This is a genomic window from Arthrobacter sp. MOO21, from assembly GCF_057369995.2.
In genome coordinates, this window is sequence record NZ_CM170671.2 from 4,335,651 (window position 1) to 4,355,962 (window position 20,312).

Consider the following 20,312-nt stretch of genomic DNA (forward strand, 5'->3'; position numbering starts at 1 on the left):
TGACCCTGTCCAAAAATACTTGCCGCGACCGGTCAAACACCTGCCGCCAGCGGGCAAACCAACCTGCCGCCACCGGTCATTTCTAAGTTGCCGTTGACAGTCAATCCACATAATCGGGCAAACGGTTGCTGAGCGCAACGCCGGCACCGTCCGTTACGCCGCCGGAGCGCCGGCAAAGGCGCGGAACATGGTCCGCTGCGGCCCGGCCGATCCGCCCGTGTATTGGCCGCAATCAACATAGCCGGCGCGGCGGTAAGCGGACAGGCCGGCCGGGTTCGCCTCATTGACGGAGAGTACGACGCCGGACTGGCCGCTTTGGTGCCTCATGGTGAGCTTCTGCGCGGCCTCCGCAGCGGCGGCAGCAGCGCGCGTCCCGAGGCCCGAGCCCTGGTGCCGCCGGTCGATCAGGAAGCCGCGCAGCAGCCAGGCGGAGTGGTCGTCGGGCCAGCCGGCAAGGCGCGCCGCCCCCGCCTGCAGGGTCAGCAGGCCGACGACGGCGCCGGCCCATTCGATCACGTACGGCCGCCGCGCCGCTTCCGCCAGTCCGGCAAGGGCCATCCTCAGCGGATCACCGACGAAGCGTTCCTGCCCGGGAGCCAGTTCAAGCTCCGCAACAGCGCCCAACTGGATTGCACGGGCGTCGGCGTCCAGGTCCCGCAGCGGAATGAGCCATACCGGCCCGCCCGTGCAGCTGTCACTGCCCATAGAAGACACGCTCGAAGACTGCCCGTGCACGGCGGCTCACCCGCAGGTAGTCCTCCTCCAGCGCGGTGGCATTGCCGGGCTCATAGCCACACCAGCGCGCCACGGCCTCAAGGTCCCGGCGTGAGGAGGGCAGGAGGTCGGAGGCCTTGCCGTTCCAGATGACGTTGGCGGACCGGATCCGGCTTGCCAGCCGCCAGGCCCGGACCAGCAGGGCTGCGTCCCGCCCGGCCAGCAGTTCCAGCTCCGCCGCGGCTTCCAGGGCTTCCACGGTGGAGGTGGTCCGCAGCTCCGGATGCTTGCCCGCGTGCTGGAGCTGGAGCAGCTGGACGAGCCACTCAACGTCACTGAGTCCCCCGCGGCCCAGTTTGAGGTGCCGGGCGGGGTCGGCGCCACGTGGCAGCCGTTCGGATTCGACGCGGGCCTTGATCCGCCTGATCTCCCGTACATCCTGCTCCGACACGGATTCGGGGTAGCGGATGGGATCGACGAGCTGGATGAAGTCTGCAGCGAGGCCGTCGTCGCCTGCCATGGGGCGCGCCCGCAGCAGCGCCTGGGCCTCCCAGATCAGGGACCAGCGGCGGTAGTACTCGGCAAACGACTCAAGGGAACGGACCATGGCGCCGTTCTTTCCCTCCGGCCGGAGATCGGGATCCATCTGGAGGACGCGTTCGGCCATGATGGCGGGCTTCAGCGGCTGGGTCAGGAGGCTGGAGACCTTGGCGACGATGCGGGCGGCCTGCTCCTGCGCTTCGGCCTCGGAAAAGCCGGGCAGGGCCCGGTGGACGTACATGACGTCGGCGTCGGAGCCATAGCCGATCTCCTGCCCGCCCTGCCGGCCCATCGCCACTACAAGCACTGCGGTCTTCAGGGGCCCGTTGGCGGACACTATGCCCTCCGCCACCCGCAGCGCACCCAGGACAGCGGCCCGGTCCGTGTCCGCCAGCGCCCTGCCCACCTGGTCCTGGTCCAGCAAGCCTGCGGAATCGGCGATCGCAATGCGCAGGATCTCGCGGCGGCGGATCAGACGGATCAGCCGCATGGCGCTCTCCGGGTCCTTGTGCCGGGACATCTTGGAGGTGATCTCGTGCCACTGCGCCTGGAAATCAACCGGGGCCAGGTCCTTGTCGTGCCCCAGCCAGGCCACCGATTCCGGCGACACCTCCAGCAGGTCGGCGATCAGCCGGGAATTGGACAGCATGTGGCAGAGCCGCTCGGCGGCGGCGTTGGAGTCGCGGAGCATGCCGAGGTACCAGTGGGTGGTGCCCAGCGCCTCGCTGATCCGGCGGAAGGCCAGCAGGCCGGCGTCGGGATCCACGCCCTCGGCCAGCCAGTCAAGCAGGATGGGCAGGAGCTGCCGCTGCAGGGCCGCGCGGCGGCTGACACCGGCGGTCAGGGCCTCGATGTGCCGCATGGCACCCTTGGGGTCCCGGTACCCGAGGGCGGCGAGCCGGCCCTCTGCCGCTTCGGGCGTGAGCCTCGCGTCCTCGCTGCTGAGTTTCGCCGCCGTATTCAGCAGGGGACGGTAGAAGATGCGCTCATGCAGTTCACGGACGGAGCGCTTGGTCTTCTGCCAGGCGGACAGGAGCGCATCGGGGTGCGGCCGTTCGTTGGAGAACGGACCCAGCACTGCCTTGGCCAGTGACCGCAACGCGGGCTCGGCAACCGGCATGAGATGCGTGCGGCGGAGCTGGAACAGCTGGATGCGGTGTTCCAGCAGGCGCAGGTAGCGGTAGGCGTTGTCCAGGGCGGCGGCGTCGGACCGCCCGATATAGCCCCCGGCCGAAAGCGCCGCGATCGCGGACGTGGTGTCCCGCCGTCGTAATGTCTCATCCGACTTGCCATGCACCAGCTGGAGCAACTGGACAGTGAACTCAACGTCCCGCAGGCCGCCACGGCCAAGCTTGATCTGCCGTTGCTCTTCCGCCGCTGGGATGTGCTCGGTGACCCTGCGGCGCATGGCCTGCACGGACTCGACAAAGCCTTCACGGCCCGCCGAATTCCAGATCAGCGGGGCCACGGCCTCCTCGTACTTGCGGCCCAGGTCCGCGTCGCCGGCGATGGTGCGGGCTTTGAGCAGGGCCTGGAACTCCCAGCTCTCGGCCCACCGCGCGTAATACGTCTCGTGCGAGGCGAGGGTGCGGACCAGCGGGCCCGACTTACCCTCGGGCCGGAGGTTGGCATCCACTTCCCACAAACCGGGTTCCCTGGCAACGGAGGAGATGGCCCGCGAGATGCCGCTCGCCAGGGCCGTGCCGATCGTGTTGGCCTGGGCGTCCTCAAGGCCGCCGGCGTCCACCACATAGATGACGTCGACGTCGGAAATATAGTTCAGTTCGCGGGCTCCGCATTTGCCCATGCCGATCACGGCGAGGCCGACGTCCGCCACGTCCGCGGCGCTGTACTGCTCCCCGGCCTCCGCGCGGGAGACTGCGAGGGCGGCCTCGATGGCGGCACCGGCAAGGTCCGCCAGCTCCCCGCCGACAGAGGGCATGAAGTCCAGCGGGTCCGCCGCGCACAGGTCCTTGATGGCCAGGTCCACCACCCCGCGGCGGTAGGCCGTGCGCAGGGCAACGTAGGCGTCGGAACCGGTGGCTGCGGCGACAGGGCGGGCAGCCCGGGGGTCTGCGCCCACGGCTTGCAGGAGGGTTGCGCGCAGGCGCCCGGGGTCGGCAGGCAGGGGTTCCGGGCTGACGCGGACGTCGAACGCGTCGAGGTGCTCCGGGTGCCGGATGAGGAACTCCCCCAGCGCTTCGGAGGCGCCGAGCAGCCGGTACAGCGGCTCACTCTTTTCCGGGTCCGCAGCGGCCAGGTCCCGCAGCTGCGGGTGCTTTTCGATCAGCCGGACCAGGGACTGGAGGGCGGTGTCCGGGCTTGCAGCCAGGTGCAGGCCCGCGAAGAGCCTGTCCTGGTCCAGCCCTTCCAGCTCGCGCGCAGCCAGGAAGCGTTCGCCCTTTTCCAGGTCGCTGAATCCGGCCGCGATGAGGCGGCGTGCCAGGCTCACGCCGGCCGCCTAGAGGATGCCGAGGTTGCGCTGCAGCTCGTAGGGCGTCACCTGCAGCCGGTAGTCCTGCCATTCGGCGCGCTTGTTCCGCAGGAAGTGCTCGTAGACCTGCTCGCCGAGGATCTGCGGCAACAGCTCCGAGTCCTCCATGGAGCGGATGGCGTCGTGCAGGCTGGCCGGCAGCGGATCGTGCCCCATCGCCCGGCGCTCGGCCGAGCTGAGCGACCAGACGTCGTCCTCCGCCGCGGCCGGCAGGTCGTAGCCCTCCTCGATGCCCTTCAAACCGGCGCCGAGCAGGACGGCGTAGGCGAGGTACGGGTTGGCCGCCGAGTCGATGCCGCGGTACTCGATCCGGGCCGACTGCCCCTTGCTGGGCTTGTACAGGGGCACGCGGACCAGCGCCGAACGGTTGTTGTGTCCCCAGCTGAGGTAGCTGGGTGCCTCGCCGCCGCCCCAGAGCCGCTTGTAGGAGTTGACGAACTGGTTGGTCACCGCGGTGAACTCCGGCGCGTGCTTGAGGATGCCGGCGATGAACTGGCGGGCGGTCTTGGACAGCTGGTATTCCGCGCCGGCTTCAAAGAACGCGTTGCTGTCGCCTTCGAACAGCGAGAAGTGGGTGTGCATACCCGAGCCGGGGTGGGCCGTGAACGGCTTGGGCATGAACGTGGCGTAGGTCCCCTGCTGCAGGGCCACCTCCTTGATGACGGTGCGGAACGTCATGATGTTGTCCGCCGTCTGCAGGGCGTCGGCGTAGCGGAGGTCGATCTCGTTCTGGCCGGGGCCGCCCTCGTGGTGGCTGAATTCCACCGAGATTCCCACCGATTCCAGCATGGTGACGGCGGTACGGCGGAAGTCCTGGGCCACGCCGCCTGGCACGTGGTCAAAGTAGCCGCCCTCGTCAACCGGCACCGGAGCGCCGTCCGGGCCCAGTTCCTGGGACTTGAGAAGGTAGAACTCAATCTCGGGATGGGTGTAGCAGGTGAACCCCATGTCCGCGGCCTTGGCAAGGGTCCGCTTGAGGACGTTGCGCGGATCCGCGGTGGAGGGCTCGCCGTCGGGGGTCAGGATGTCGCAGAACATGCGCGACGTCTGCTCGGTCTCCCCGCGCCACGGCAGGATCTGGAAGGTGGCGGGGTCGGGCTGCAGCAGCATGTCGGACTCGAAGACGCGCGCCAGGCCCTCAATGGAGGAGCCGTCAAAGCCGAGGCCTTCCTCGAAGGCGCCCTCCACTTCCGCGGGGGCCAGGGCCACGGACTTCAGCGATCCCACGACGTCGGTGAACCACAGGCGCACGAAACGTACGTCGCGCTCTTCGATTGTGCGCAGGACAAACTCTTGCTGGCGGTCCATGATGGCCTCTTCTCCGGTCAACGTCCATGCTCCGGGGCCCCGCACAGGGGAAGCCGGCAGCAGTTCATCAACACTGTACTAAGCATTCGGCGCCGATGCTTGAGCCTGCGCGGCGCGTAACACAGCATTAACCTCCGCGGCCGGGCGTGCAGGCGGGGCACCCCCGTTTGGCCGCCGATACAGGGCGCCCGGGTGCCCGCGATATGGCGCTAATCACCCTTCGCCGCCTGCTGCCGCGGTAGCTAGGACGGCGGGTACCGCATTACGCTCATCCCATGGCTTCCAGCAACAGTTCCGACTCAAGCGTGTCCGCCGACGTACCCGCCCCCTACGGCAGCGGGCCCGGGCAACAGCCCGCTGCCGCTGCGGAACGGAAGCCGGCGAAGGTCCGCATCCACCACCTGCAGCAGGCCAAGAAGAACGGAACGCGGTTCGCCATGCTGACCGCCTACGAACAGTACACCGCCGAGATTTTCGACGCCGCCGGCATCGAAGTCCTTCTGGTCGGGGACTCGGCGTCCAACAACGTGTTCGGCAATGAGACCAGCCTGCCCGTCACCGTGGATGAGTTGCTGCCGCTGTGCCGGGCTGTTGCGCGGTCGGCCAAGCGCGCCCTGGTGGTGGCGGACCTTCCCTTCGGCAGTTACGAAGTCTCGGCCGAACAGGCGGTCGCCGCCGGCGTCCGGTTCCTGAAGGAAGGCCTGGCCCACGCCGTGAAGATCGAGGGCGGAAAGTATTACGCGCCAACGGTCCGGGCGATGGTTCAGGCGGGCATTCCGGTCATGGCGCACATCGGATTCACCCCGCAGAGCGAACACGCCCTGGGCGGCTACCGGGTCCAGGGCCGCGGCGACGACGCGCAGCGGCTGATTGACGACGCCCAGGCCCTGGCCGGGGCAGGCGCGTTCTGCGTGCTGATGGAGATGGTACCGGCCGAAACCGCCGCGGCGGTCGACGCTGCAGTCGACGTCCCCACCGTAGGCATCGGCGCGGGCAAGGCAACCACCGGCCAGGTGCTGGTGTGGCAGGACATGGCAGGGCTGCGCGGCGGCCGGATGGCGAAGTTCGTCAAGCAGTACGCGGACCTGCGCAGCACCCTCCTGGACGCCGCGACGGCCTACGGCGAGGACGTCCGGTCAGGCGCGTTCCCCGGCCCGGAACATTCCTTCTAACTTTTTGAACGGCCCTGAAACAGGCGACCTGACCGCAACGGGCGGGTGACGTGTCGGCGTCTGGTGGTGCTCCGGAAGCGGACGTCAAGGTGAGGCCGCCCGCGGCCGAGGCAGTCCGCGGAGGAGCGCCGCCCAGGCGCCCCTGCGCCCGCCACCTGTTCAGTCGTCGTCGCCCTTTTCCCAGGCCTCGTTGCGCGCCTTCACCTTCTCCAAAGCATGCTCGGCTTCGGCCCTGGTCTTGTACGGGCCAATGAGCTGGCTCCAGTCCGACAGCCGGTCCTCTTCCACCTCGTGGGTGTTGATGTTGAACCAATACTCGGTCATCGTTGCTCCTCGTTCCGTCGGGGGCACCGCAGGGTGACCCACGTAACTTAAACCCCGCGGCGGGTCTTCGCCGCCTGTCGGTTATTGGGCGTTCAGCGGTGCCTTATATGATCAATCTATGCCTTCCCTTGCCTCGACTGCACCCATCGGCACCCTCACCCCTGGAGCCGTCAGCCCGCAGCGTCCCGTTCCGGCGTCCATCCCCCGCCCGGAGTATGTCGGCAAGCCTGCCCCGGCCAAGTTCACCGGATCCGAGGTCAAGTCCGCCGGGACGATCGAGAAGATCCGGGTCGCCGGAAAGATCGCAGCCCAGGCCATCGTGGAGGTCGGAAAGCACATCCAGCCAGGCGTCACCACGGACCAGCTGGACAAGGTGGGCCACGAATTCCTGCTCGACCACCACGCCTACCCCTCTACCCTGGGCTACCGCGGCTTCCCCAAGTCGCTGTGTTCGTCCCTGAACGAGGTTATTTGCCACGGCATTCCGGACAGCACGGTGGTCCAGGACGGCGACATCCTGAACATCGACATCACGGCGTACATCGACGGTGTCCACGGCGACACGAATTACACCTTCCTGGTGGGCGACGTCGACGAGGAGTCCCGGCTGCTGGTGGAACGGACCCGGGAGTCGCTGAACCGGGCCATCAAGGCGGTGGCCCCGGGCCGGGAGATCAACATCATCGGCCGTGCCATCGAGTCCTATGCCAAGCGCTTCGGCTACGGCGTGGTGCGCGACTTCACCGGCCACGGCGTCGGCGAGGCCTTCCACACCGGCCTGATCATTCCCCACTACGACGCCGCCCCTGCCTACAACACCGTCATCGAGGCCGGCATGGTGTTCACCATCGAGCCGATGCTCACGCTGGGCACGGTGGAATGGGACATGTGGAGCGACGACTGGACGGTGGTCACCAGGGACCGCAAGCGCACGGCGCAGTTCGAACACACGCTGCTGGTCACCGAGACCGGCGCAGAAATCCTGACCCTCCCCTGACCGGGCCCCACCGGCAAAAGCACGTAGAACCAAGCACGCAGAACCGGTCCACGCCGGAGAATCCACACCAGGGGCGCCCCGATGCGCCCCTTACCTGCCCGCCCCTGTCACGAACGGAAAACCGCATTGGCCAAGAACGACGAGAAGCCGCACAAGAACGAACCGCTGATCGGCATCGATATCGGTGGAACGGGTATCAAGGGCGGCATTGTCGACCTGAAGAAGGGCAAGCTCCTGGGTGACCGGTTCCGCGTGCCCACCCCGCAGCCCGCCACCCCGGAGGCGGTGGCCGAAGCCGTGGCCCTGGTGGTGGCGGAACTCTCGGCCCGGCCCGAGGCGCCTGCCGCCGGTTCGCCCGTCGGCGTGACGTTCCCCGGCATCATCCAGCACGGTGTGGTCCATTCGGCCGCCAACGTGGACAAGAGCTGGCTGGAGACGGACATCGACGCGCTCCTCACCGCGCGGCTGGGCCGGCCGGTTGAGGTCATCAACGACGCCGATGCCGCAGGCCTGGCCGAAGCCCGCTACGGCGCCGGCGCGGGCGTGTCCGGCACCGTCCTGGTCATCACGCTGGGCACCGGCATCGGATCAGCCTTCATCTTCGACGGCAAGCTGGTGCCGAACGCTGAGCTGGGACACCTGGAAATCGACGGTTTCGACGCCGAGTCGAAGGCGTCCGCCGTGGCACGGGAACGGGACGGCCTGTCGTGGGACGAGTACAGCGTGCTGCTGCAGCGCTACTTCTCGCATGTCGAGTTCCTGTTCTCGCCGGAACTGTTCATCGTGGGCGGCGGTATTTCGAAGCGCGCGGATGAATACCTTCCCAACCTCAAGCTCCGCACGCCGATCGTGCCTGCCGTGCTGCGCAACGAGGCAGGAATTGTGGGCGCCGCCCTGGAAATCGCGCTCCAGCACAAACTGGCCAAGTAGCGCTGGTGCCGGTGGCGGCTGCGGCTTCCCCTCCGCTGCCGCCACCGGAGTCTAGAGCGGGCTCTTCTCGGAGCTCTTCGCGCCCGATGCGCCCTTGGCGTCATCCTCGGCCTCATGGCGGAGCAGGGCAATGGCTGTTTCAAAATCCTCAAGGGACTCGAAAGCCTGGTAGACGCTGGCGAAGCGGAGGTAGGCCACCTTGTCGAGCTTCTGCAGGGGGCCAAGGATGGCGAGGCCAACCTCGTGGGCGTCGATCTCGGCAGCTCCGGAAGCCCTGATCTGCTCCTCCACCTCCTGGGCGAGCAGGGCGAGGTCGTCCTCGCTCACGGGCCGCCCCTGGCAGGCTTTCCGCACGCCGTTGATGACCTTGCTCCGGCTGAACGGCTCCCCCACGCCCGAGCGCTTGATGACGGACAGGCTGGTGGTTTCGACCGTGGTGAAGCGGCGGCCGCATTCGGGGCACTGGCGGCGCCGGCGGATTGCTGACCCGTCGTCAGCCATCCGGCTGTCCACTACGCGGGAATCGGGGTTGCGGCAGAACGGGCAATACATGGCGTTCCCCCTTCTCGCTCGTGGTGTGCAACGTGGTCAGGGCCATCAGCGCCGCCGGGCGGCAATGCTGTGGCGTCTTTCAGTTTACGGCCATATCTGGGGGAATAACAATCCTGTAATTACTACATGTAGTAGCTACGGCGTCTCCGGGAACCGGGCCGTCACGGCGTCTCCGTGGGCCGGCAGGTCCTCCGCCCGGGACAGGTTGACGATGTGGCTGCTGACCTCGGCCAGGGCGGACTCACTGTAGTTGATGACCTGGATGGCCCGCAGGAAAGTGGTGACGTTCAGTCCCGAGGAGAAGGCAGCGGTGCCGCTGGTGGGCAGCACGTGGTTCGAGCCGGCGCAGTAGTCGCCCAGGCTGACCGGGCTGTAATCGCCCACGAAGATGGCGCCGGCGTTGCGGATGCATGCCGCCACCTTCGCAGCGTCCCGCGTCATGATCTCCAGGTGCTCTGCGGCGTAGGCGTCACAGGCCGCGATGCCCTGCTCCAGTCCGTCCACCAGCACAGCGCCGGACTGCGGGCCGGAGAGGGCCTCCCGGACGCGCGCGGAGTGCTTGGTGATGCCTGCCTGCCGCTCCAGTTCGGCGCGGACTGCCGTCACAAGTTCCTCGGAATCGGTGATCAGTACCGAAGCCGCCTTGGGGTCATGCTCGGCCTGGCTCACCAGGTCCGCCGCGACCAGCGCGGGCCGGGCGGAGTCATCGGCCAGGACGGCGATCTCGGTGGTTCCCGCCTCCGAATCGATCCCCACGACGCCCTTCACCAGCCGCTTGGCGGTGGCGACGAAGATATTCCCCGGGCCGGTCACCACGTCCACGGGCTCCAGCGTCGGGCCGTGGGCGTTGCCTTCCGCCCCGTAGGCGAAGGCGGCGATGGCCTGCGCACCACCGATGGCGTACACCTCGGTGATTCCCAGCAGGGCCGCCGCAGCCAGGATGGTGGGGTGCGGCAGTCCGCCGAACTCCTTCTGCGGGGGCGAGGCCAGGGCAATGGACTCGACGCCGGCGGCGAGTGCGGGAACAACGTTCATGATCACGGACGACGGGTAGACGGCAAGGCCGCCGGGAACGTACAGGCCCACGCGCGCCACGGGAACCCAGTTCTGGCTCACCACCGCGCCGTCGCCGAGTTCGACGTCGACGTTGCGGGGCCGCTGTCCGTCCGCGAACTTCCGGGCCCGGCTGATGGACTCCTCCAGCGCGGTCCGCACGGCGGGATCCAGCCCGGCCAGGGCGTCGGCGATTGCCTGTGCCGGGACCAGCGGGTGGTCCTGCTCCACGCCGTCGAACTTCCGGGCCAGCTCGGCCAGGGCAGCAAAACCGCGCCCGCGTACAGCGGAGATGATGTCCAGGACCTTTTCCTCGGCGTCCGCCATGGTCTGGCCCTGGGCCCGCGGGACGGCGGCGCGCAGCGCGGCGAGGCTCATGCTGCGCCCGCGAAGGTCAATGGTGCGGAAATCTACGGCGGCAGTCGCTGGGACAGGGAACTCCGGGGAAATGGTCACCCGCCTATTTTACGGCGCTGAAACTGCCCGGAGTTCCCGGCCCGCCATCCGCGGGCTTCCGGCCGAGCAGGGTCACCAGTTCCAGGACGAAGACCGAGACGGCCGTGGCGCCGGGCCACAGCAGCAGGACGGGCCAGGCACGCAGGGAGAAGGCGACGCTGGCGTTGGCCGAAGCGTCCGCCGCCGGACCCCAGAGCCGGGCAGCGAGGAGGCCCGTCTGCCACGCCACAATGCTGCCGGCCAACGCCCCCGCCAGCCCCATCAGCAGCGCCGCCTGCGGGTCCCTGCGCTTCCCGTCGGACAGGAACACCGCCAGCAGGCAGCCGGCCAGCACCATGATGCCTGCGAGGGTCAGGTCACGCGGAAGCCACACCACCGGGTTGCCGCCCGTTGCCAGGGCGGGGTCCCTGGTAAGGAGGTTCAGGCCGCCCGGTGCCAGGACCCACCAGAGAATGCCGGCTGGAATTCCCGCCGCCGCCGGGACCAGCAACATGCTCCAGGGCAGCCGGGCGGGCCGGACAAAATTCGTCATGCAACACACCTTAACAAAGGTTCCCCATATCCCCCGGCGCCGGGTGGCGTGGGGTGTGCTGCTGCGGGTTTTCCACGGCGGCCCGAAAGCCCAATAGGCTTGGAGTAAGAGACACGCCACTTATCGCCAGGAGTTCCGGTGACCGACAACACCGCGCCGTTCGAGCAGACGTTCAGGGAGATGTTCCGGCGCCATGCCGCAGGCGTCGCCATCATCACGGTGAACTACCAGGACGAGCCCTACGGTTTCACCGCCACCTCCGTGGCCTCGCTGTCCGCGAAGCCCCCGCGCTTCACCTTCAACATGGCACGCAGTTCCAGGTCCTGGCCCGCCGTCGCCAACACGCAGTACCTGGGCGTCCACATGCTGGGCCTGGAGAACCAGGAGCTGGCCGCCCGGTTTGCGCGGCCAGGTAACAGGTTCGAAGGCAACCACTGGGAGATCGGGCCCCGGGGGGTGCCCATCCTGAAGGACGTCGCCGGGTGGCTGATCGGCGAGGTGCAGATGCGGCTGTCCTTCGAGAACAACGCCGTGGTGGTGGTCCAGGTGGTGGACGGCCAGGTGGGCGGCGACGGCTCGCCGCTGCTGTACCACGGCGGCGCCTACGGGCAGCCCGTTCCCCTCGACTACGAGATCTAGGCCAGCCCGGCAAAAAGGCGCGGACGACGGCGGGAGGTGCTTCCCGCCGTCGTCCGCGCCTCTGTCAGGCGTCCAGGCAGGCGGGGCCCAGCAGGACTTTCAGGTCACCGAAGAGCGAAGGGCTGGGGTTCACCCGCAGGTGGACTGGCAGGCCCATGATCTCCGTGCGGGTGTCCCCCTGCAGGTGCAGCCGGACCTCCGAGTTGCCCCGGTGCGTGCGCAGGACGTCGCCGAGTTCGGTGACCACGGCTTCGGTGGCCTTGTGCGTGGGCATGGTGATCACCAGCGGCCCGTGCAGCCCCTCGCTGAGGTCCGGAACGGACAGTTCCATGCAGTTCAGCGTGATGGCGCCGTCGTCGCGCTTTTGCAGCCTGCCCTTGACCACCACGATCAGGTCCTCGGCGAGCACGGAGGCGATGGGCCCGTAGACCTGGCCGAAGAACATCACTTCAATCGAACCGCCCAGGTCCTCCACTTCGGCGCGGGCATACGCGTTGCCGCTGGCCTTGGCGATCCGCCGGCTCAGGGAGGTGATCATGCCGGCGATGGTGATGATGGCACCGTCCTGCGGCCCGTCCTCGCCCAGGATGGACGTGATGCTCATCTCCGCGTGCTGGGCCAGGAGGCCTTCCAGGCCCTGCAGCGGGTGGTCCGAGACGTACAGGCCCAGCATGTCCCGCTCGAAGGAGAGCTTGTCCTTCTTTTCCCACTCGGGCAGGTCCGGAATCTCGATGCTGAGGGACGCTTCCGATTCGGCTTCGTCGAACCCGGCGAAGAGGTCGAACTGGCCGATCGCCTCGTTGCGCTTGAGGGTGATGACGGAATCGATGGCCTCTTCATGGACCATCGCCAGGGCGCGGCGATGGTGGCCCAGTGAATCGAACGCGCCGGACTTGATCAGCGATTCGATGGTCCGCTTGTTGCAGACCACGGCCGGGACTTTCATCAGGTAGTCCTTGAAGGACGTGAAGGCGCCCTCGCTTTCACGGGCAGCCACCATGGCCTCGACGGCGTTGACGCCCACGTTGCGGATGGCGCCCATGCCGAAGCGGATGTCGTTGCCCACAGGGGTGAAGTTCAGGGCGGACTCGTTGACATCCGGCGGCAGCACCGTGATGCCCATGCGGCGGCACTCATTCAGGTAGATGGCGGACTTGTCCTTGTCGTCACCCACCGAGGTCAGCAGCGCGGCCATGTACTCGGGCGCGTAGTGCGCCTTGAGGTACGCGGTCCAGTAGGAGATGACGCCGTACGCCGCCGAGTGGGCCTTGTTGAAGGCGTAGTCGGAGAACGGCAGCAGGATGTCCCACAAAGTCTTGACGGCTTCCATGGAGTAGCCGTTGTCCTGCATGCCCTGGGAGAAGCCGGCGAACTGCTTATCCAGCTCGGACTTCTTCTTCTTGCCCATCGCGCGGCGCAAAATGTCTGCCTGGCCCAGCGAGTAGCCTGCCAGCTTCTGCGCGACGGCCATGACCTGCTCCTGGTACACGATCAGGCCGAAGGTGCCGCCCAGGATCTCGCGGAGGGGTTCCTCAAGTTCCGGGTGGATGGGGATGACCTCTTGGATCCCGTTCTTGCGCAGTGCATAGTCCGTGTGGGCGTTGGCGCCCATGGGGCCCGGCCGGTAGAGCGCGAGGACGGCGGAGATGTCTTCGAAGTTGTCAGGCTTCATGAGCTTGAGCAGCGACCGCATGGGACCGCCGTCGAGCTGGAAGACGCCCAGGGTGTCACCGCGTGCCAGGAGTTCGTAGGAGGCGGCGTCGTCCAGTTCGAGGTTTTCCAGGTCCAGGTCGATGCCCCGGTTCATCTTGATGTTCTCAAGGGCGTCGGAAATGATCGTGAGGTTCCGCAGGCCCAGGAAGTCCATCTTGATCAGGCCCAGGCCCTCGGACGTCGGGTAGTCGAACTGGGTGATGACCTGGCCGTCCTGGAAGCGGCGCATGATCGGGATGACGTCGATGATGGGGTCCGAGGACATGATGACGCCGGCGGCGTGCACGCCCCACTGGCGCTTCAGGCCCTCGATGCCCAGTGCCGTCTCGAAGACCTTGGCGGCCTCGGGATCGGTGGCGATCAGCTGCCGGAAGTCGCCGGCCTCGGAATACCGCTTGGCCTCGGGGTTCTGGATGTCCGCGAGCGGAATGTCCTTGGCCATGACGGCCGGCGGCAGCGCCTTGGTCAGCGTCTCGCCCATGCTGAACGGGTAGCCGAGGACGCGGGATGAGTCCTTGAGGGCCTGCTTGGTCTTGATCGTGCCGTAGGTGACGATCATGGCCACGCGCTCGTCGCCGTATTTGCGGGTCACGTAGTCGATGACCTCGGAGCGGCGCCGGTCATCGAAGTCGACGTCGAAGTCGGGCATGGAGACGCGGTCCGGGTTCAGGAACCGTTCGAAGATCAGCCCGTGCCGCAGCGGGTCAAGGTCGGTGATGCGCATCGCGTAGGCCACCATGGAGCCTGCACCCGAGCCACGGCCGGGGCCCACCCGGATGCCGTTGTTCTTGGCCCAGTTGATGAAGTCGGCAACCACCAGGAAGTAGCCCGGGAAGCCCATGGACGTGATGACGCCGAGCTCGTAGTCGGCCTGTTTCCGGACATCGTCCGGGACGCCGCCGGGGTACCGGTACTTCAGTCCCTTGTCCACTTCCTTGACCAGCCACGAGGTCTCGTCCTCGCCCGGCGGGCAGGGGAACCGGGGCATGTAGTTGGCGTCGGTGTTGAAGGACACCTCACACCGCTCCGCGATGAGCAGGGTGTTATCGCAGGCATCCGGGTGGTCGCGGAAGAGCTCCCGCATCTCCTGTGGTGATTTGAGGTAGTAACCGCTGCCGGAGAAGGCGAAGCGCGAGCCGCCGTTGTCGTACGTCGGCTCCAGTAGGGTGGAACCGGACTGGATGGCCAGCAGGGCCTCGTGCGCCTTGGCGTCGTGCTCGTGCGTGTAGTGGAGGTCGTTCGTGGCCACCAGGGGCAGGTTCAGGTCCTTGGCGAGCCGCAGCAGGTCCCCCGTGACACGGCGTTCGATATCAAGCCCGTGGTCCATCAGTTCACAGAAGTAGTTCTCCGCGCCGAAGATGTCCCGGAATTCGGCCGCCGCTTCCAGGGCTTCGCGGTACTGGCCGAGGCGCAGCCGGGTCTGGACTTCGCCGGAGGGGCATCCCGTGGTGGCGATGAGGCCCTCGGAATAGGTGTTCAGCAGTTCGCGGTCCAGCCGGGGCCACTTGCCGAAGACGGAGTCCAGCGACGCGATGGAGGAGGCGCGGAACAGGTTCCGCATGCCCACGTTGTTGTAGCTCAGCAGCGTCATGTGCGTGTAGGAGCCACCACCGGAGACGTCGTCCTTGCGCTGGGATTCGTCGCCCCACCGCACGCGTTCCTTGTCCGTCCGCGCGGTGCCCGGAGTCACATAGGCTTCGACGCCGATGATCGGCTTGATGCCCTTGGCCTGGGCCTTCTGCCAGAAATCGAAAGCACCGAACAGGTAGCCGTGGTCCGTCGTGGCAAGGGCAGGCATGCCAAGGCGCTCGGTCTCGTCGAACAGCTCCCCCAGGCGGGCAGCTCCATCCAGCATGGAATATTCGGTGTGGGTGTGCAGGTGGACAAACGAATCATTGCTGGAACTCACCGCACTATTCTAAGCGCTGCCTCCCGGGCGTCCGGGCTGCGGCCCGCGTGTCTGGCGCACCGGCCTGTCAGGCCTGCCCCGATCCCAGGATGTCCAGGGCGTAGGCCAGGTCCTGCGGATAGTCGCTGGTGACCGTGACGCGCTCCCCCGTCACCGGGTGGTCAAACGACAGCTCCCTTGCGTGCAGCCACTGCCGCGTCAGTCCGAGGTTTGCAGCCAGCCGCGGGTCTGCGCCGTAGGTGAGGTCACCGGCGCAGGGGTGCCGGAGCGCGGAGAAGTGGACGCGGATCTGGTGCGTCCGGCCGGTTTCGAGGTGCACTTCCACCAGGCTGGCCTTGCCGAAGGCCTCAAGTACCTCGTAGTGGGTGACGGAGGGGCGGCCGTCCTCGATCACGGCGAAGCGCCAGTCGTGTCCGGGGTGTCGGCCGATTGGCGCGTCAATGGTTCCGGTCAAGGGGTCCGGGAGTCCCTGCACCACAGCGTGGTAGACCTTGTCGACTGTGCGTTCCTTGAACGCCCGCTTGAGCGCGGTGTAGGCCCGCTCCGACTTTGCGACGACCATCACACCGGAGGTGCCGACGTCGAGCCGGTGGACGATGCCGGCCCGCTCGGGGGCGCCGGACGTGGAGATGCGGTAGCCGGCGGCGGCCAGGCCGCCCACGACGGTGGGCCCCACCCAACCGGGTGACGGGTGCGCCGCTACGCCCACGGGCTTGTCCACGACGACGAAATCGTCGTCGTCGAGCAGGATGTTCAGGCCTTCCACAGGTTCCTCCACGACTTCCAGCGGGTTGCGCCGTTCCGGCACCGTGATGTCCAGGACATCCCCGGCCACGAGTTTTGCCGACTTGCCCAGCGTCTTGCCACCGTGCAGCACATGGCCCTCCGCCAGCAGCGAGGCGGCAACGGACCGCGAGATTCCCAGGATTCCTGCCAGCCCGGCGTCCGCGCGTGTTCCGCCGAATGCTTCTTCGATAACGATGCGCTCAGTCATGGCCGGGCCCGTCCTTGCGTCCGCCGCCCACGCGGGTGCCGTCGAGGGCTATGCCCCGGATGGTCAGGATGCAGATGATGCCGACGGCGGACACCACGGCGGAGTCGGCGATGTTGAAGATCGCGAAGTTGGGCAGTTGGATGAAGTCCACCACATGCCCCATCCCGAAGGACGGTTCACGGAAGAGCCGGTCGGTGAGGTTTCCGAGGGCACCGCCCAGCAGGAGGCCAAGCGCCAGGGCCCACCAGGCGGATCCCAGCCTGCGGACCTGGAAGAGGATCGCGATGGCGACTCCGGCCATGATGAGGGAAAACACCCAAGTGATGTTCTCGCCGATGGAAAACGCGGCCCCGGAGTTCCGGATGAAGTACCAGTGCAGGAGGGGCGGCAGCACTGGGATCCGCTCGCCCTCGACCATGGTGGAGGTGACCCAGAGTTTGGTCAGCTGGTCCAGGACATAGGCAAACACCGCGAATCCGGCGAAGAGGGACAGCAGCACAGCCCGGCGCGGGCGCTGGGAGGGCGGGACAGGGCGTGCGGCGTCGGCGGCAAGTTCGTCAGTCATGGTGCTTTCATTCGTAATACCGGGTGATGCCAAAAGCCGGTGGCCGAGGAATCCTCAGCCACCGGCTTTCAGAATACGTGCTGCCAGGTTAATTGGCTTCGCTGACTTCCGGCGTCGCAACCGAGCCACGGGCTTCGAGGTCGCGGAGCTGGCCCTCGATGTAGGCCTTCAGGCGTGAGCGGTAGTCGCGTTCGAAGCCGCGCAGCTGCTCCACCTTGCGCTCGAGGACCGAACGCTGCTGTTCCAGTGCACCGAGGATCTTCCGGGACTTCTCCTGGGCGTCGTTGACGAGGCTGCTGGCTTCGATCTGCGCTTCGGCGATGATCTTGTCCTTCTGGGCCTGTCCGTCGGCGACGTGGCGGTCGTGCATCTGCTGGGCCATGGCCAGCAGGCCGGCAGCGGACTCGGCGGATGCGGTGGCGGCAGGAGAACCGGCAGCGGGGGCGGCAGCAACCGGAGCCGGCTGGACGTCCTTCTTCTTGGCGGCTTCGGCAGCCTTGGCTTCAGCCTCTGCCTTCTCGCGGGCCTCGTCCTTGTCGGCCTTGACGGGCGCGGGGACCTTTTCCACCACGGGTGCGGTGGCTGAGCTTGCCGGAACGCTGGAACCGGCTTCGGCGAGCTTCTTGCGAAGTTCGTCGTTTTCCTGGTTCAGGCGGCGAAGCTCGACGACGATCTCGTCCAGGAAGTCGTCAACCTCGTCCTGGTCGTAGCCCTCACGGAACTTGGTGGGCTGAAAGCGCTTGTTGACAACGTCTTCTGGCGTCAAAGCCATCTGGTCACCTCACTGGTCTGGTTAGTCAGTAGGCCTTCCGGCCGTCAAAACTACGGTACCTAAATTTGGTCTGCTTACTCTAATTCAACACTGCGGTGTCAAACTCGAGCTTTCTTCGCTTTCACAGTAACTGTTCCCCGCCGGAGAGCACCGCTGCGCAGCTGGGCCGTGTCGGTAAATCAGGCAAGGCCCCTGGTGATGTTCATCGCAATGCTGACCCCGATGAAAAGGATCAGGAAGCCCAGGTCCAGCGAGATGCCCCCCAGCCGCAGGGGCGGGATCATCCGCCGCAGGCCCTTGAGGGGAGGATCGGTGATGGAGTACACGGTGTGCGCCACCACCAGGGCGGCACCCCTGGGGCGCCACTCCCTCGCGAACATCTGCACCCAGTCGAAGACCAGGCGGATGATGAGGGCGATAAAGAAGAGCAGCAGCGCGAGATAGACCAGTGCGAAAACAATTGCCATGGCTTAATTCATATCTCCGTATCCAGCGGTGGTGCCGCGGTGTTGCCGAGCGTCTTCTCTATTTCAGCACAGATGCCAGACAGGTGTCCCTGCCTGGCATCCGGCCGCATCCTGATGTTCAGCTTTGGTTGAAGAAACTGGCCTGCGTGTCGCTGGCCTTCTTGTCATCGCCGATGACTTCCACGTACGACGGCGAGAGCAGGAATACCTTGTTGGTCACCCGTTCGATGCTGCCGCGAAGGCCGAATACCAGCCCGGCAGAAAAGTCCACCAGACGCTTGGCGTCGGCCTCGCCCATGTCGGTGACGTTCATGATCACCGGAATGCCGTCCCGGAAGCTCTCACCGATGAGTTTGGCGTCGTTGTAGGAGCGCGGGTGGATCGTGGTGATCTGGCGGAGGCCGGTGTTCTCTTCACGGCTCGATGCCGCACGCTTTATCGGAGTCACAGGGGCGCGGTATTCCTCTTCAGGGGTGTAGGACGCCTCACGGCTGACTTCGCGGACCGGTGCAGGCGCACGGCGTTCCTCGCGGTCAACTTCCATTGTTTCGTCCTCATCCTTACGTGTGGTCTGTTGCTCGGGCTCGTAATGCTCGTCGCCGTCGGCGAGCCCAAGATAGATCATTGTCTTGCGCAGAGCGCCGGCCATGGTCGACTCCTAATCGTGTCCCGTAAGCGGGCCGCCCAATGATTCGACAGCACTGGAGTCCCCCGCCCATCACTTCCAACAGGACCGACGCTACCCCACTGCGGGACGGGAACCGAGAATATCGGAACCGATTCGCAGGTGTGTCGCCCCGAACTTGATGGCGTCTTCCAGGTCCTGGCTCATGCCCGCCGAGATGGCTGTGGCGCCGCGATGCTCCGCCACCAGGCGCGCGGAAATCGCGGCCAGCTTCTCGAAGGCGGGCCCCGGCGGCAGGCCCAGGGGGGCAACCGCCATGACCCCGGCAAGGTTCAGGCCGGGCTCCGCGGCGATCCTCTCCGCCAGCACCGGGACGTCGGCCGGGACAGCCCCTCCCCGGTGCGTGCCGGCGTCGCCTGCATGGTCTTCAAGGTTGACCTGGATGTAGCAGTCCAGGGGCGGCCGTCCGCTGGCGTCCATTTCATTCCGGGCCGCCTTTGCCAGGGCCTCTACCAGCTGCTCGCGGTCCACCGAGTGCACTGCCGAGGCGTAGCGGACCACGGACTTGGCCTTCTTCGTCTGGAGCTGGCCAACGAAGTGCCAGGTAAGAGGGCAGTCGGCGAGTTCGGCCGCTTTCGCGGCTGCCTCCTGGTCCCGGTTCTCGCCCACGTCCGTGACGCCCAGGGCGGCGAGCCGCCTGATGTCCGCGGCCGGGTGGAATTTTGTGACCACGATGAGTGAGGGCGGCCGGTCGGCGCGCCCGGCGGCTTCGGCGGCGGCGGAGATGCGCCGGCGGACCGCTGCGAGGCGTTCCGCCAGTTCAGCGGTCCGGGGATCGGTCCCTGGTTCGTCGTGGGCAGGGGTGTCAGTCATGGCACCACACCACTCCGGCGAAGCGGCCGGTGTTCCGGTCCCGCCGGTACGAATACAGGCTCTCCGCCTCCAGCGTGCAGGTGCCCGAGTATTCCACCTGCACCCCTGCCGCCTCGAGCTGGCTGCGGGCTCCGGCCGGAAGGTCCAGCGCGGGCGTTCCCCACGAGGTGGCGCTCCAGCTCGCGGGTACCAGTTCAGCCACCTCGTCGCGAAGGGCAGCGGGAACCTCGTAGCAGGCGCCACAGATCGATGGACCAAGCCACGCCCGGATGCCGGAGGCACCGAGGGAGGCCATCCTGTCCACTGCGGCAGGAAGCACGCCGCTGGCAACGCCCGGGCGTCCGGCATGGACGGCGGCGAGGACTGGACCGGTGGCCGCAGTACCGGCAAGCAAAACGGGAATGCAGTCGGCCACCATGACTGCCAGCGGCAGGCCCCGGGACACCATGCCGTCTGCTTCCGGCGACGGCGAACCGGCATCCATGACAGCAACGTTTGCGCCGTGGACCTGGTTCATGAAGCGGAGCGACTGGGGAGCCACGCCGATGGACTGCTCCACGCGGCGCCGGCGCTCCTGGACAGCTGCAGGGTCGTCGCCCACGTGCAGGGCCAGGTTGCCGGCTCCGGCGTCAGTGAATGCGGCCGACACCCCCGGGAGGATGCCGGCGCGCCAATGGAACAAG

19 protein-coding genes are annotated in these 20,312 nt (G+C 67.0%); 4 read left to right on the forward strand and 15 right to left on the reverse strand.

Annotated elements, in window-relative coordinates:
- Window positions 1-153: 153 nt before the first annotated feature.
- Genes AC2JAJ_RS20180 through AC2JAJ_RS20190 form a run of 3 tightly spaced genes read right to left on the reverse strand, consistent with a single transcriptional unit; the run spans window position 154 to window position 5,056 of the window.
- Window positions 154-705 carry a GNAT family N-acetyltransferase gene (locus AC2JAJ_RS20180; protein ID WP_486414751.1) on the reverse strand — a complete coding sequence of 184 codons (552 nt, stop codon included), beginning with the start codon at window positions 703-705 and terminating at the stop codon, window positions 154-156.
- On the reverse strand, window positions 695-3,706 hold the full coding sequence (locus tag AC2JAJ_RS20185) for a bifunctional [glutamine synthetase] adenylyltransferase/[glutamine synthetase]-adenylyl-L-tyrosine phosphorylase (protein ID WP_486414750.1): 3,012 nt from the start codon (window positions 3,704-3,706) through the stop codon (window positions 695-697). The genes AC2JAJ_RS20180 and AC2JAJ_RS20185 overlap by 11 nt, the downstream gene beginning before the upstream one ends.
- A 9-nt stretch (window positions 3,707-3,715) precedes the next feature.
- On the reverse strand, window positions 3,716-5,056 hold the full coding sequence (locus tag AC2JAJ_RS20190; RefSeq protein WP_221387517.1) for a glutamine synthetase family protein: 1,341 nt from the start codon (window positions 5,054-5,056) through the stop codon (window positions 3,716-3,718).
- A gap of 275 nt (window positions 5,057-5,331) precedes the next feature.
- On the opposite strand from AC2JAJ_RS20190, the gene panB reads away from it, so the two are divergent.
- Window positions 5,332-6,228 (forward strand): 3-methyl-2-oxobutanoate hydroxymethyltransferase, encoded by an 897-nt coding sequence (gene panB / locus AC2JAJ_RS20195; RefSeq protein WP_486414749.1) that lies wholly within the window; start codon window positions 5,332-5,334, stop codon window positions 6,226-6,228.
- A 159-nt stretch (window positions 6,229-6,387) separates the two neighbouring features.
- Here panB and AC2JAJ_RS20200 read toward each other — a convergent pair whose 3' ends face one another.
- Complete coding sequence (locus AC2JAJ_RS20200; RefSeq protein WP_221387515.1) at window positions 6,388-6,552, reverse strand: SPOR domain-containing protein; 165 nt, start codon at window positions 6,550-6,552, stop codon at window positions 6,388-6,390.
- Between the two features lie 118 nt (window positions 6,553-6,670).
- On the opposite strand from AC2JAJ_RS20200, the gene map reads away from it, so the two are divergent.
- Together map and ppgK are read left to right on the forward strand one after the other, a co-directional pair.
- On the forward strand, window positions 6,671-7,549 hold the full coding sequence (gene map, locus AC2JAJ_RS20205) for a type I methionyl aminopeptidase (protein WP_221387514.1): 879 nt from the start codon (window positions 6,671-6,673) through the stop codon (window positions 7,547-7,549).
- A gap of 126 nt (window positions 7,550-7,675) precedes the next feature.
- Window positions 7,676-8,479: a polyphosphate--glucose phosphotransferase gene (gene ppgK / locus AC2JAJ_RS20210; protein WP_221387513.1), complete on the forward strand. Its 804-nt coding sequence runs from the start codon at window positions 7,676-7,678 to the stop codon at window positions 8,477-8,479.
- 51 nt (window positions 8,480-8,530) lie between these two features.
- On the opposite strand, the gene nrdR is transcribed toward ppgK, so the two are convergent.
- From nrdR to AC2JAJ_RS20225, 3 genes are all read right to left on the reverse strand, one after another.
- Window positions 8,531-9,031: a transcriptional regulator NrdR gene (nrdR, locus tag AC2JAJ_RS20215; RefSeq protein WP_221387512.1), complete on the reverse strand. Its 501-nt coding sequence runs from the start codon at window positions 9,029-9,031 to the stop codon at window positions 8,531-8,533.
- Between the two features lie 135 nt (window positions 9,032-9,166).
- On the reverse strand, window positions 9,167-10,540 hold the full coding sequence (gene hisD / locus AC2JAJ_RS20220) for a histidinol dehydrogenase (protein WP_486414748.1): 1,374 nt from the start codon (window positions 10,538-10,540) through the stop codon (window positions 9,167-9,169).
- A gap of 4 nt (window positions 10,541-10,544) precedes the next feature.
- Entirely contained in the window at window positions 10,545-11,072 is a 528-nt protein-coding gene (locus tag AC2JAJ_RS20225) for a hypothetical protein (protein WP_486414747.1), read from the reverse strand.
- A 138-nt stretch (window positions 11,073-11,210) separates the two neighbouring features.
- On the opposite strand from AC2JAJ_RS20225, the gene AC2JAJ_RS20230 reads away from it, so the two are divergent.
- Window positions 11,211-11,711, forward strand: coding sequence for a flavin reductase family protein (locus AC2JAJ_RS20230; RefSeq protein ID WP_308287940.1), 501 nt, complete (start codon window positions 11,211-11,213; stop codon window positions 11,709-11,711).
- 64 nt (window positions 11,712-11,775) lie between these two features.
- Here AC2JAJ_RS20230 and dnaE read toward each other — a convergent pair whose 3' ends face one another.
- The 8 genes from dnaE to AC2JAJ_RS20270 all read right to left on the reverse strand — a co-directional run bounded on the left by dnaE (window position 11,776) and on the right by AC2JAJ_RS20270 (window position 20,311).
- Window positions 11,776-15,333 (reverse strand): DNA polymerase III subunit alpha, encoded by a 3,558-nt coding sequence (gene dnaE, locus AC2JAJ_RS20235; protein WP_221387509.1) that lies wholly within the window; start codon window positions 15,331-15,333, stop codon window positions 11,776-11,778.
- A 67-nt stretch (window positions 15,334-15,400) separates the two neighbouring features.
- Window positions 15,401-16,327: an RluA family pseudouridine synthase gene (locus tag AC2JAJ_RS20240; protein ID WP_486414746.1), complete on the reverse strand. Its 927-nt coding sequence runs from the start codon at window positions 16,325-16,327 to the stop codon at window positions 15,401-15,403.
- Entirely contained in the window at window positions 16,320-16,892 is a 573-nt protein-coding gene (gene lspA / locus AC2JAJ_RS20245; protein WP_473697519.1) for a signal peptidase II, read from the reverse strand. Before lspA ends, AC2JAJ_RS20240 begins: the two co-directional genes overlap by 8 nt.
- An 88-nt stretch (window positions 16,893-16,980) precedes the next feature.
- Window positions 16,981-17,664, reverse strand: coding sequence for a DivIVA domain-containing protein (locus tag AC2JAJ_RS20250; RefSeq protein ID WP_221387506.1), 684 nt, complete (start codon window positions 17,662-17,664; stop codon window positions 16,981-16,983).
- 179 nt (window positions 17,665-17,843) lie between these two features.
- Window positions 17,844-18,131, reverse strand: coding sequence for a YggT family protein (locus AC2JAJ_RS20255; protein WP_454485225.1), 288 nt, complete (start codon window positions 18,129-18,131; stop codon window positions 17,844-17,846).
- A gap of 118 nt (window positions 18,132-18,249) precedes the next feature.
- Window positions 18,250-18,780 carry a cell division protein SepF gene (locus AC2JAJ_RS20260; RefSeq protein ID WP_221387504.1) on the reverse strand — a complete coding sequence of 177 codons (531 nt, stop codon included), beginning with the start codon at window positions 18,778-18,780 and terminating at the stop codon, window positions 18,250-18,252.
- A 90-nt stretch (window positions 18,781-18,870) separates the two neighbouring features.
- Complete coding sequence (locus AC2JAJ_RS20265; protein WP_486414745.1) at window positions 18,871-19,629, reverse strand: YggS family pyridoxal phosphate-dependent enzyme; 759 nt, start codon at window positions 19,627-19,629, stop codon at window positions 18,871-18,873.
- Window positions 19,622-20,311, reverse strand: a complete 690-nt coding sequence (locus tag AC2JAJ_RS20270; RefSeq protein ID WP_486414744.1) for a purine nucleoside phosphorylase YfiH/LACC1 family protein — start codon at window positions 20,309-20,311, stop codon at window positions 19,622-19,624. Before AC2JAJ_RS20270 ends, AC2JAJ_RS20265 begins: the two co-directional genes overlap by 8 nt.
- Window position 20,312 lies beyond the last annotated feature (1 nt).

Bases quoted from the DNA above. Each gene is read 5' to 3' on its own strand.
- AC2JAJ_RS20250 (WP_221387506.1), bottom strand. From the start codon at position 17,664: ATGGCTTTGACGCCAGAAGACGTTGTCAACAAGCGCTTTCAGCCCACC.
- AC2JAJ_RS20255 (WP_454485225.1), bottom strand. From the start codon at position 18,131: ATGGCAATTGTTTTCGCACTGGTCTATCTCGCGCTGCTGCTCTTCTTT.
- AC2JAJ_RS20190 (WP_221387517.1), bottom strand. From the start codon at position 5,056: ATGGACCGCCAGCAAGAGTTTGTCCTGCGCACAATCGAAGAGCGCGAC.
- AC2JAJ_RS20260 (WP_221387504.1), bottom strand. From the start codon at position 18,780: ATGGCCGGCGCTCTGCGCAAGACAATGATCTATCTTGGGCTCGCCGAC.
- AC2JAJ_RS20265 (WP_486414745.1), bottom strand. From the start codon at position 19,629: ATGACTGACACCCCTGCCCACGACGAACCAGGGACCGATCCCCGGACC.
- map (WP_221387514.1), top strand. From the start codon at position 6,671: ATGCCTTCCCTTGCCTCGACTGCACCCATCGGCACCCTCACCCCTGGA.
- AC2JAJ_RS20240 (WP_486414746.1), bottom strand. From the start codon at position 16,327: ATGACTGAGCGCATCGTTATCGAAGAAGCATTCGGCGGAACACGCGCG.
- AC2JAJ_RS20180 (WP_486414751.1), bottom strand. From the start codon at position 705: ATGGGCAGTGACAGCTGCACGGGCGGGCCGGTATGGCTCATTCCGCTG.
- AC2JAJ_RS20225 (WP_486414747.1), bottom strand. From the start codon at position 11,072: ATGACGAATTTTGTCCGGCCCGCCCGGCTGCCCTGGAGCATGTTGCTG.
- nrdR (WP_221387512.1), bottom strand. From the start codon at position 9,031: ATGTATTGCCCGTTCTGCCGCAACCCCGATTCCCGCGTAGTGGACAGC.
- lspA (WP_473697519.1), bottom strand. From the start codon at position 16,892: ATGACTGACGAACTTGCCGCCGACGCCGCACGCCCTGTCCCGCCCTCC.
- AC2JAJ_RS20200 (WP_221387515.1), bottom strand. From the start codon at position 6,552: ATGACCGAGTATTGGTTCAACATCAACACCCACGAGGTGGAAGAGGAC.
- panB (WP_486414749.1), top strand. From the start codon at position 5,332: ATGGCTTCCAGCAACAGTTCCGACTCAAGCGTGTCCGCCGACGTACCC.